Raw genomic sequence first — 12,436 nt, 5'->3', positions numbered from 1 at the left:
ATCGTTATGTCGCCATTAGGGTAACAGTCAACAAAAAGGAATAATAACGATGTTTCAACGTTCTTGGCTAAAAGCTTCATGCCTGACAGCTTGTGTGGGATTGATGTCGTCCATGGCGAATGCCGGCGAAATTCAGGTGCTCAGCGCCGTGGTGAAAGGAAAAACCATTCCGGATGCTACCGTCACCTGGCAGCGGACGGGAGAGAGTTCGGTCAAAGTGAATACGGACGCGAAAGGCACAGCCGGTTTCACTCAGTTTAAAGATGATCCGGATACCACCATGCTGATCGAAAAAGAAGGATATTCGACGCTGGTTGTGAAGTGCCCGTGTGAAGGATTCACCTATGCATTGTCACCGGAAATGCCGAACCTTGACGGATTACGCGTTGTGCTGACCTGGGGTAGCTCGCCGTCAGATCTGGATTCGCACATGGTGTTTCCTGACAACCATGTGTTCTTCTCAAGTAAAGAAGGCGATCAAACGCATCTGGATGTGGATGACACCACGTCGTATGGCCCCGAAACCATTACTGTGGTGAAAAAGAAGCAGGGTGAGCGTTATGTCTATATGGTCCGGGATTATTCGAATGGTGAGCGTCAGCAATCGAGAGCGCTGTCGGCCAGTAATGCCCGGGTTGATGTGTATGTCGGGAAGACACATATCAGAAGCTATAAAGTCCGAAATGATGTGAAGGCAAACAGCTGGGTTGTTTTTGGTATTGACGGCAACGGTGCTTTCCATGATATCAACCAATACCTATCGCTGACGCGCACTGCGGAACTTAATAATCATCTCGCAGGGATTCTGAAAGCTGATTCTTTTGAATCGCACAGCATGATCACGGACACCATGATTGCGCAAGCGAAACGAATGAACACGGCTGGTGAAAAAGCTTATCAGAATAAAGATTATCTGGCGGCCATGTACCATTTCCAGGATGCAGTGAACCTTTATCCTGATTTCAGTCAGGCATACAGCAACCTGGGCGTGACTTATCCGAAACTGGACCGCCGTGCCGAAGCGTTATGGGCGAACCGTAAAGCAATTGAACTGGCTTCCGGTAATCGTGCTGACCGCATTAAGGCAAGCTCGTATTACAATATCGGCCGTATCTACGAAGCGTCTTCTGAATGGCAAAGTGCGCTGGAAAATTTTGAAGCGGCACAGCGTCTGCGTGAACATTCTGCTTATCAGAAGGGAATTTCACGGATGAAAGAGAAACTGCACATTCAATGATGGCTCGTCTTAAAACGCCTGCAACGTCAGGCGTTTTCTTCTATTTCGGATAAACCATGAAAATCATCAGGTTACTGTTTTTACTCTGTCTCTGGTCCGGACAGGTGCTAGCCGCAGGCCCGGCAAAAGTCGCCACCATCGACAGAGCGTTGTGGCCGGAAGCTATTGATTCACGAGAGGCATTTGACCGTGCTTCTGCCGCAGAAATTTTGCAGTTCGCAAGTATGATGAATACTGTGCCTCTGGGCTCGGAAGAGGAGATTGAGACCTTTACCGGGCTGAAGCAGGTGAATTTTGCTTCAGTGGCACAATGGCGTGAAAAAACGCAGCGTCAGTTAATGCAAGGCTACGGGAATGCAACCGGGCAGACCGGCATTGATCGCTGGGAAACGTTACTGGAGCTGGCTGACGAGCGTCTGCCAACATTGAACAGCCAGTGGCTGAAAGCCAGTGCGCAGTTTTATCAGTATTATTTATTTGAACAGGTCAGGCTGGCAGCCTTGTTTCCGCGAATCAGCAGTGAAATTCTGACTTATGATCAGAGTGAGCTGACGGGGGAAAATTACGCGGATGGCGAGTTTCTGCTGACATTTGACGATGGTCCGCATCCGACCCGGACAAAACAGTTGATCACACAGCTTACGGAAAAAGAAATTCACGCGACTTTTTTTGTTTTGGGTCATAAGTTAGCTGAGGCCAAAAATAAAGCGCTTTATCAGAATCAATGCCTGGGTTCGCATGGCTGGCGCCATCGCGCTCATAAAGATCTGAGCTGGTCGAAATCGTCAGTTGAAAAAACGGTTCAGGCTTTGGCGCCGTTTTCTTCGCTGAATACGCAAAAAGGTTTTCGTCCGCCTTATGGCATGCGGACTGCGGAAATTTCAGCATGGCTCCGTGAGCAGGGCCATCCGGTTTATTTGTGGAATATCGACAGTCAGGACTGGAACGGCAAGATGAGTGCAAAACAGGTGAGTGATCGGGTGACCACACTCATGTTGTTGTGGCGAAAGGGGATTATTCTTTTTCATGATATTCACCCGAAAGCCAATATTGCGTTGCCGGAGCTGGATCATCTGGTCAATCAAACCCGTCTGAAATGGCGGTCTTGCATCTGATTTAATGGCGAAGAAAGTGTGCGGAATACGCATGCTTTCTTTCATTGACTGAACCTGTTTCCGTATCAAGTGAGATTGCCCAGTCATGGTGAGACCGATGCAATTTCAGTTGATTCTGGTTCTGCCAATTCAGGGTTTTTATTGTAGTTCTCAACTTTCAGGAAATTATATATTTTTATTTCTTACCGGGTTATTCACCCCGTTAACTCTCGTCAGTAAGGACGGCTGGGACTTTTTATGTTTATATCGCGTAACTTGAACCGGTGGAGGCAAATATCGCTTCTACTGTTTTGTTCTTTCTTTTCTGCGCTCAGTATTGCTGAAACTGAGTCTGAAAATAAGCAGCAGGCACCGGATGTTTTGTTTGTTGGCAGCGGACCTTTAGTCCCGCAGTCTGACGATCAGTCGATTCCGATCAACTTTATTAACCTGAAACATGTGGATGTCGAAATTCTGAAGGTGACGGAGCCGGGTCAGCTGCTCAACCGTCATTATATTCAGGACAAAATGTCCAGTTACGACCTGGACCACATGAACCATGCGTTCCAGAGTGTATTTTCCGACCGCTATACATTGCCGCCCAGCGAAAAGGACGTCCAGACACCGGCAAGGTTACCCATCCCGCATTCATTGCCTTCAGGGTGGTATGTCGTGGTCGTGAAAGCGCCGGGTATGTTTTACAAAGTGAAAGCCAAGCATATGTTGCTGACGGACGTGGGCATTCAGGCACGAATTCATCAGCATCAGGCATCATTCTCGCTGGCACGCTTGTCTACAGGTGACGCTGTTACTCAGGGCGTGGTTGAGATTTACCGGGATAATAAACGGATCGAACGTCAGCCGGTTAATCAGCACGGTGTCGCCACGTTCGAGATGAAAACGGAACGGGAAGACATTGTGATTGCCCGGGTGAAAAGCACCAACGATGCGGGCATTGAAAAAGAAGAAATGGCGATTCTGCCGCTACGTGAAGCGCCGCTGGATTTGGCTGAGAGTCAGGTCGGCGGACGTAAATTTCAGTCTGCAGAAGCATACATTTACAGTAACCGCGATTTGGTGAAACCGGGTGAAAGCCTGCCGCTGAATATCCTGTTACGGGATATGGATGGCCGCCAGCTGGCCGATCGGCCGATTACGCTGACGGTGATGAATCCATGGAACGAAGAAATTCTGAAAGAGCAGCTGGAACCACAGGCGAGTGGCTATTATTTCCGCCAGCTGGAAACCGAGCTGAACTGGAAAACCGGACGCTATCGTGTGGAAGTCCGGTTGGATCCGACGGCGAAAGCACCAATCAGTGAGCTGGCTTTCCAGTTAGAGGAATTTGTCCCTGAGCGGATGGATCTGACTTTTGACTCTCCGGCTGAGTTTGTATTTGCCGGACAGACAAATGATGTGAATCTGAACGGACGCTATCTGTTCGGAAGCCCGGCTGCCGGCAACCGCCTGAAAGCGGCGGTCACGTATCAGCCGGTTCAGACCATACCGGGTAAATATTCCGATTTCGTCGTCGGTGAATCCTTCACGCTGGATACGGATTACGCACAGCTGGAAGAGCAGACTTTATCTGACGAAGGCCGTCTGCTGGTGAAGTTACCGACGCCTGCACCGGAGAAACTCAAAAGCCCGGTGAAAGTGGTTGCCAACTTCAGTCTGCTGGAATCCGGCGGTGCCGCGGTGCAGCGCAAACTGAAGTATGTCTCATGGAAAAACACACCTGTTCCCGGGATCAAACCTGAGTTCGTGAGTGTGCCGTATAACAGCGATGCTTTGTTCCAAATCGCGTTGCTGAGTGCTGACGGCCAGTCGCTGATCAAAGGTCAGCTTGAAGTCACCATGGATTACGATCAGGGTCCTTATTACTGGATCTATGAAGACGGGATTGGCTGGGAGCGCAAAAAGCAGGATCGCTGGAAACGGATGTCGACTCAGACGATTCAAGTGGGTCAGAATCCGGAGCCCATGGTCTTCCCGACCCGCTGGGGTGATTACCGCCTGACGGTGAAAGATACCGCCACGGGTGTTTCGTCGACCTATTCATTCTATGCCGGCTGGTATGACGGCAATGAGCAGATCAAAGCGAAGCCTGATCATCTGGCAATCAACACGGACAAAGCGGCTTACCTGGCTGGTGAGCAGGCCAATGTCACCATTACTGCGCCGGTAAACGGCAATTTGCTGGTCACGCTGGAAACGGATCAGCTGGTATGGTCTGAAAGCTATCCGGTGCAGGCCGGTGAAGTGACAATTCCGGTACCATTGGATGCCTCCCTGGCCCGTCACGATATTTACCTCACCACGACCTTAACCGGGAATGATGGTCAGACGCCGAAACGTTACTTTGGAATTCGTCCGCTGAAACTGGATCGGACTGATCGCAAGCTGACGGTTTCGCTGACTTTACCGGATTTGATTAAGCCGTCTGAGACACTTTCTGTCCCGGTTACGATTGAACATCTGGATCCGAAGCAGAGCGGTGAGACCTGGGTGACTCTGTCGATGGTGGACAAAGGGATCATCAACCTGAGTCGTTTCGAGCCGGTTGATCCGCATAGTTATTTCTTCGGTCAGCGCCGTTACAGTGCAGATGTCGTTGATATGTACTCACGGATGTACGATCCGCGCCCGAATCCGTTTGCGCAGTCCCGTTTCGGTAGTGATGCCAATAAAAAAGCGGACAACAAGAATGACGGGCTGGTTGAAAGCAAAACTGTCATTTTGATGAGCAAGCCGGTGAAAGTGGTGCAGGGGAAAGCTGTGGTTGACATGGTGATCCCGGATTACAACGGCGAAGTTCAGGTGATTGCCACAGCCTTCAATGGCGCTCAGGTGGGTCAGACGGTTCTGGATAAACCGGTCAGTGCGCCGGTGGTCGCTGAGCTCAGTGTGCCCCGCTTCCTGGTGCCGGGTGATATCTCGACGGTAACGGTTGATCTGCACAACGTGAGTGGTCACCCGCAGACACTGAATGTTGCGCTGAACCTGAGTGAAACACTGGCTGCACAGGGACAACTGACGCCTGAGCCGGTCACCCTCAAACACGGCGCGCACTGGAGCCAGAGCTTCAGTTTCCGCGTGTCGGATGCCATATTGACTGAACGTGCCCAACTGGCACTGACCGTGAAGAATGATGAGATTGATATCGATCGTTCCTGGGAAGTACCGGTCCGTCCTGTGATGCCATGGGTCACTCAGGTGCAGTCGGTTCTGCTGCAGAAAGGGAAAGAATACAAAGCCAGCGAGGGCTTATGGTCAGGAATGGATGTGGTGCAAAACAGTATGGGTCAGGCTTATTTCAGCCGGACGCCTGTGCTGAACCCGGAAGAACATGCACGCGGTCTGTTCCGTTACCCGTATGGCTGTGCCGAGCAGACCACCAGTAAAGCCTGGCCGTTCCTGATGGACGCGCCGGAGCTGAATCGCTTTAAAGCCAAAGTGCACCAGTCTGACCGCATCAGTCATGCCGAAAGCATCTCGCCGGATGAAGCAGACAAACGTGTGGTTGAAAAAGCCGTTCAGCGTCTGAAAACCATGCAGAAAGCCAATGGCGGTTTCTCGCTGTGGGACAGCAGCGGCCATGAAAACCCATGGCTGACGGCGTACGTGGCCGATTTCCTGAATACGGCGGAACAGCGTTTTAAAGGGGTTGTGCCGGAATCCATGCTGAACCGGGCGAATAACCGTCTGCTGGTTTATGTCCGGAACGATTCACTGACCAGTGATCTGGCTTATGACAGCCAGTCTGCCAAAGTAGCCCGTGCCTATGCCGCTTACCTGACCAGCAAGCAGGGTAAGCTGAAATGGAGTGATCTGGATAAGATGAAGCTGTCGGGCCTGCCGACTCAGCTCAGCTACCTGCAACTGGCCGCCAGTTATGCCAATGTGGGTGCGAGTGATGAAGCTGAAGACATGCTGGATGATATCGGCCGTTTCAGCCGGGAATACCGTTACTACGGTGATTACGGTTCTGATCTGCGTGATGTTGCCAAGTCTGTGCTGATTCTTGAAGAAATGTCGAAAGATAAATCAGTGAAGCGTGAAGCACTGGAACTTCAGGCCAAAAACCTGGAACGTTTGATTGGTTTGTCACAGACACGCTGGATGAGCACGCAGGAACGCTCTGCGCTGGTTCAGGCGTCTGTACTGGCAAGTGCTGCAAACCGTGAGCAAGTGTTCAATCTGGCTTTCAATGATCAGTCGGTCAGCCACAAGGGAACATTCAGCCAGCCCCTGACATCCGATCTGGTGATTCGCAATCTGGATCAGTCACCGGTTTATGTCAAAGTCATGGCGGAAGGTTATCAGAAACTGGATCGCACGATTGCCAATCAGGCGAGTCGCTTCAATACCCTGAACGCTGAGAGAGTCACGCGTCAGTGGTATCAACCGAATGGGCAGCCGCTGGCGTCGAACAAAGTGAAAGTGGGTGACCGGGTCGTGGTCGTTCTGACCGTTATTCTGCAGGAACAGATCAATGATGCGCTGCTGGTGGACAAGATTCCGGCTGGCTTCGTGCTGGAAAACCCGGCACTGAATCAGGGGCTGCCAATTGAACGGATGCTGCCGGAGAAAGTGAAACTCGAAACACCAGACCATCAGGAATATCGCAACGACCGGTTTGTTCTGTCTGGCCAGATGTATAAAAAACAGATTTATCAGTACGGCTACGTGCTGCGCGCGGAAGTTCCGGGGACGTTTGCTGTGCCACCTGTGTTTATTGAGTCCATGTACCGTCCGGAAAAACATCTGGCGTACTGGCAGACACCGCAAACCGTTACGGTCGAGCAATAATGGCAATCTCTGAGACGAAAACGAATCCATGAAATTGCCGTTCACGACACGCTCATCCCTGCTGAAATTGGCGGCAGGGATGAGCGCCTTTCTGATTTTGATGGCGTGGACACTGAACAGCGTGTTCCCGCTTCCGCCTTTATATCCGGATGGTCCGGCAACTGTGGTTGTCAGCAGGGAAGGTGAAGTGCTTCGCTCTTTCGGTGATCGCCAGGGTGTCCATCGTTACAACGTCACCTTACCTGAAGTCGATCCTTTTTATATTGAGGCGCTGCTGAACTATGAGGATCGCTGGTTTTACCATCATCCGGGATTTAATCCGTTTTCAATTCTCCGGGCTGCGTTTCAGTGGCTGATCCACGGGCATGTCGTTTCTGGCGGATCTACCCTGACGATGCAGGTGGCCCGTTTGCTCGACCCGCATGAACGTTCGGTCGCCGGCAAATTCAAACAACTCTGGCGCGCCCTTCAGCTGGAATGGTATTACAGCAAAGATGAGATTCTGACGCTTTATCTGAACCTGGCACCGTTTGGCGGCAACATCGCGGGTGTAGAAGCGGCAGCTGACCGTTACTTCGCAACCTCAGCCAGACACTTAACGAAAAATGAAGCGGCGCTGTTGGTCGTGTTGCCGCAAAAGCCGTCGCTGTATCGTCCGGATCGCTATCCGGAAGTCGCAAAAGCGATGCGAAATAAAGTCCTGTCGCGTCTTCATGACAGCGGGCTGCTCAAAGCACAGGCATTTCAATATCTTTCCCAGGAACCGGTTGAACTGCGGCAGTCTGACCGGGTTCAGCTGGCTCCCCTGCTGAGCAGGACGTTGAAACAGACTTACCCGGATCAGCATGTCATCACCACCACGATCAATGATACGATTCAGCAACGAGTGGCCCGATTGCTGGTCAAAGTCAAACGTGATTTGCCGGTACACTCGTCAGCAGCCGTATTGGTGGTAGACAACCAGACAACTGAGATTCTGGCTTATCAGGGTTCGGTCGATTTTCAGGATGACAGCCGGTTCGCTCACGTCGACATGACACAGGCGGTCCGTTCACCGGGATCAACCCTGAAACCGTTTATTTATGGCATGGCTATCGATCGTGGCATCATTCATACCGAAAGTTTACTGAGTGATATTCCTTTTACGTTTTATGACTACAAACCACAGAACCTGAATGGCCGGTTTCAGGGGGCGGTCAGTGTCAGTGAGGCATTGAAACAGTCTCTGAATATTCCTCTGATTCAGGTGTTTAACGCACTCGGTCCGGACGTGTTTGATGCGCAGATGAAACAAGCCGGAATTCAGCTTGACCATGAAAAAGCGAATCTGACGGTAGGTCTGGGCGGGACAGGAACAAATCTGATGACGCTGGCGTCCATGTACCGCTCGCTGGCAATGTCCGGTCAGGTTTCCCCGCTGCGAGTGGTGAAGGGCGGAGCGCAGGCAGTTCCTGTTGCGAACGAGGCTCAGTTGCTGAGCAAAGAAAGCAGCTGGATGGTGTTTCACATGCTCAGCAGCATCAGCGCATCTGATCGGGTAGTGCCCCGCGTGCGTCGCGAAATCGCATGGAAAACCGGTACCAGCTACGGTTATCGTGATTTCTGGTCTGTGGGTGTCAGCCCCGGCTATACCGTGGCCGTCTGGGTCGGCCGACCAGATGCAACGCCTGTGGTGGGGTATCTGGGGGCAACCCGCGCGGCGCCGGTGATGTTTGATGTGTTTGATCAGTTACCGGAAGAGAAACGACGGGTTGAACAGCCGGAGACCGTCATCCGCAAACTTATTTGCTGGCCGGGCGGACGGGCAAAGTCGGCAACGGTAGATGAAGACTGTTTTAATCAGAAATATGCTTTTACCCGAAACGGGCTCACGCCACCCACACTGGAAAGTGATGGCGACTTTGTTCGTCATGATCACTGGCCGGAATCGCTCAGCATCTGGCATCAGCAGCGGAAAATTATCAGCCAGGGACATCCGGAACTGGAAATTGCAATTCAGTCGATCAAGAACGGTCAGCATTATTACCGCTCACAAATCCGGCAACTGAAGCTGGAAAGCAATAAGCCAGCGTCCGAAGTGCTTTGGTATATTAATCATCAGCCGTATGAACAGCAGCAACTGTTATTGGCGGATTATAGTGGCGAAGTCGTCATTACTGCCTGTCAGGGGCAGCAATGTGATCAGCGAAAGATTGTGATTCACCGGTGATGTTCAAAACGGATGTGGCTTCCAAAAGTCCGAATTGCTTTGTTCTGACCGTCAAATTTTCACCGGTAGATCGACAGTTGAAAAAGTGATTTTAACCAGACAGAAAATTGAAATGACATCCGGCTGTGCGTTATTGGCGGTGCAGTTCAAGTTTTATTTTTTCCGTCTTTTACCGATGAGATACCTTTTCAGGGAGAAAACCATTTGTCGCGGAGGTTTGAGGGTGATAAATTCAATGAGCCTTTTTTAACTTTCCCTTATATACGGTCGCCAAATGTGACCAGATTCCAGATAAAAATAAATTTAATCATTCTGTAAAATAGTTGGTAAGTATGACCTTAGACGAGATGATATCAATATTGTTATCTTTCCCTACCAATGTTTTTTTTGTTCCTTTCGCCATCTTTCTGATGATTATGCTGGTGGATCTGGTGTTCAACATTGTTGAAAGTGTGGCGCCGGACGTTGATTTTTTTGACGCTGAAAACATACCGGGAGCCGGTTTGTTATTACCGCCGATATTGTCGAAAGTTCCGCTGATGGTGGCGCTTTGTGTCAGCTTCTTTATTGGGACGATCCTGTCTTTTTACCTGAACCAGGGGCTTGCTGCTGTTTCTGAAGCAAGCTGGATGATTGTCATGGAGGTGGTTTCTATCCCGGTGACAGCCTATCTGGCGTTATGGATTTCAGCCTGGTTGCTGAAACCGCTGGCACCTTTGTTTGACAGAAAGAAAAGTTTTGCCAAGGTCGATTTTATTGGCCTGAAAGCCAGGGTTCACAGCAGTGCTGTCAGCCAGACTCGGGGTGAAGTGGTGGTTCACCATCAAGGTAATGAATTCTTACTTGATGCCCGTGCAATTGAGCCGGAGACATCAATGGAATACGGCGATGAAGTGATTATCGTCTCACAAGATAAAACAACAAATCATTATATAGTGGCAAAAAATAGCTAAGCATAAGGAGTTGGCTATGCAAATCTCTCCAAGCGTAATATTCATTAGTGCTGGAGTCGGTATATTTTTACTGATCTTAATTTTTCTCACAACACGATATAAAAAGGTCCGTGGTGAAGGTGATGCATTGATCGTGAATGGTCTGCATGCGACCCGTGCATCGCTGACCGGTACTTTTGTCTGGCCGGTGGTGAACCAGTATGAGTACATGGATATCACCCGTAAAAAGATCTCTGTGATTCGCAGTGGCCGTAAAGATCAGGAAGGTGAAGAGTATGAAGGCCTGCACTGCCGTGACAATATTCGTGCAGACCTGAAAGTTGATTTCTATATCGGCGTGAATCACGAAGAAGAAGATATTGTTCGTGTTGCGAAGCTTTTTACTGCTCACGAAGCCTCGAATATCGAACGGCTGAAAGAACACTTCCAGCCGAAATTTTCTGAAGCCCTGAAAACGGCAGTTAAACAGTTCGAATTTGAAGAGCTGCTGACAAACCGCCGTGCATTCCGTGACGCTGTTGTTGATGTAATTGGCAGTGAAATGGACGGTTTCAAAATCTATGACGTGGTTATCGATAAAGTCGACCAGACGTCTTTAGATGCTCACAGCCCGGACAATATTCTGGATGTGGAAGGTATCCGTAAGATCTCAATGATCACGGCGCAGAAGAATACGGAAACGAATGCAATTCGTCAGGATGAGCGCACAACGATCAAGAAGAAAAACGTTGAAGCTGAAGCGAACCGTCTGCAACTGGATAAACAGGAACAGGAAAGTGTTGCCCGTGCGAAGCGTGAGATCGAAATCATCAAGTCACAGGAAGAAGCACTGACTTCTGAAAAGCGTGAAGAATACGAGCGTGTGACGCAACTGGCGAAGCTGGAAACTGAAGAAGAAGTGGCTAAGAAGCGTGAAAGTGTTCAGATGGAAGTCGAAATGACACGCATCGCGAACCAGCGCCAGGTTGCTATTCAGCAGGAAGAGCTGAACCGTGCAGTTGAAACCGAGAAAGTTCGGACTGCAACGGAGGTTGCAGAGAAAGAAATGCTGAAAGAGACGACGGTTGAGGAATCTCTGAAGGCGGTTGCAGAAACCCGTTCTCAGCGTGTGGAAATTGAACGTAAGATTGCCCGCGAAGAGGAAGAAACTGAAAACCTGCGTGTTCATGAGCAAGTGAACCGTCAGAAGCGTGTGACGTTGACTGAAGCTGAAGCCATCGCTGAAGCGAAACAACTGGAGCTGCTGGTCGCTGCGCGTGCAGAGAAAGATGCTGCCCGTGAGAAAGCGGAGCGTCTGCTGATCGAAAACGATGCGGCACTGAAGATCAGAACCCGTGATGCTGAAAATGAGCTGGCTGTGAAGACCCGTGAAGCAGAAGCTGAGCAGATTGTTGCGACCAAGCGTGCTGAAGCTGAATACGTTACGAAAGAGCGTGAAGCAGCTGCGAAAGAGCGTATGGCGAAAGCTGAGAAAGAAATGATCAGCGCGACCGGTCTGGCAGAAGTCGAAGTTGAACGTGAGCGTGCACTGGCGATTCGTGAAGTGGGTGAAGCGGAAGCGTACACACTGCAGACCGCTGGTGAAGCAGAAGCGCAGGCAATGCGTGCGAAAGGTCTGGCAGAAGCTGAAGCTCAGTCTGCCCGCTTTGAAGCAGCACAGCAGTACGATGAGCATACCCGTGAACACGACAGATGGGTGATGCAGCTGCAACAAGAGAAAGAGCTGGAAATTGCACGCATTGATGCGCAGAAAGCTGTTGTGGGCGAAAATGCGAAAGCCCTGGCACAGGCACTGTCTCAGGCTGATATCAAGCTGTTTGGTGGTGAAGGCATGGAGCAAATCCGTCGTACCATCATGGATGCGGCTGCAATGGATGCCAAGTTCGATGAATCTAAAGTGCTGAATCCACTGGTTTCTGAATACATCAAAGGCCAGCGCAGCATGCCTCAGGACATCAAAGATATCCTGGAAAACACAGATCTGAAAAGCAGCGACCTGAGTAATGTTGCTCTGGCCAGCCTGCTGAATTCACAGGGCGGTGCGACTGAGTTACTGAAGAAAATTCAGACCTCTCTGAACACCAAATCAGAAACGAACTCATAATCCACGTCTTTCATCCCACGCGATCCC

At 50.4% G+C, this 12,436-nt stretch carries 6 protein-coding genes; all 6 read left to right on the top strand.

Going from position 1 to position 12,436, the window contains the following annotated elements; translation table 11 throughout:
• Positions 1-49 precede the first annotated feature (49 nt).
• The gene (locus tag SPK40_RS09135) at positions 50-1,237 is read left to right on the top strand and encodes a tetratricopeptide repeat protein (RefSeq protein ID WP_330960237.1); all 1,188 of its coding nucleotides are present in this window, start codon (positions 50-52) and stop codon (positions 1,235-1,237) included.
• A 56-nt stretch (positions 1,238-1,293) separates the two neighbouring features.
• Positions 1,294-2,352: a polysaccharide deacetylase family protein gene (locus SPK40_RS09130; protein ID WP_330960236.1), complete on the top strand. Its 1,059-nt coding sequence runs from the start codon at positions 1,294-1,296 to the stop codon at positions 2,350-2,352.
• Positions 2,353-2,589: 237 nt separating this feature from the next.
• Entirely contained in the window at positions 2,590-7,143 is a 4,554-nt protein-coding gene (locus SPK40_RS09125; RefSeq protein WP_330960235.1) for an alpha-2-macroglobulin family protein, read from the top strand.
• Between the two features lie 28 nt (positions 7,144-7,171).
• The gene (gene pbpC / locus SPK40_RS09120) at positions 7,172-9,352 is read left to right on the top strand and encodes a penicillin-binding protein 1C (protein WP_330960234.1); all 2,181 of its coding nucleotides are present in this window, start codon (positions 7,172-7,174) and stop codon (positions 9,350-9,352) included.
• Between the two features lie 359 nt (positions 9,353-9,711).
• On the top strand, positions 9,712-10,305 hold the full coding sequence (locus tag SPK40_RS09115; RefSeq protein WP_330960233.1) for a DUF1449 domain-containing protein: 594 nt from the start codon (positions 9,712-9,714) through the stop codon (positions 10,303-10,305).
• A gap of 16 nt (positions 10,306-10,321) precedes the next feature.
• Positions 10,322-12,409 (top strand): peptidase, encoded by a 2,088-nt coding sequence (locus SPK40_RS09110; protein ID WP_248142052.1) that lies wholly within the window; start codon positions 10,322-10,324, stop codon positions 12,407-12,409.
• Positions 12,410-12,436 lie beyond the last annotated feature (27 nt).

The organism is Photobacterium sp. 53610 (assembly GCF_036409375.1).
Taxonomy (GTDB): domain Bacteria; phylum Pseudomonadota; class Gammaproteobacteria; order Enterobacterales; family Vibrionaceae; genus Photobacterium.
Note: the sequence above shows the minus strand (reverse complement) of the source record. Positions and strands in the feature narration are given on the sequence as shown.

Coding starts and splice junctions, on each gene's coding strand:
- SPK40_RS09110 (WP_248142052.1), top strand. CDS start 10,322: ATGCAAATCTCTCCAAGCGTAATATTCATTAGTGCTGGAGTCGGTATA.
- pbpC (WP_330960234.1), top strand. CDS start 7,172: ATGAAATTGCCGTTCACGACACGCTCATCCCTGCTGAAATTGGCGGCA.
- SPK40_RS09130 (WP_330960236.1), top strand. CDS start 1,294: ATGAAAATCATCAGGTTACTGTTTTTACTCTGTCTCTGGTCCGGACAG.
- SPK40_RS09135 (WP_330960237.1), top strand. CDS start 50: ATGTTTCAACGTTCTTGGCTAAAAGCTTCATGCCTGACAGCTTGTGTG.
- SPK40_RS09125 (WP_330960235.1), top strand. CDS start 2,590: ATGTTTATATCGCGTAACTTGAACCGGTGGAGGCAAATATCGCTTCTA.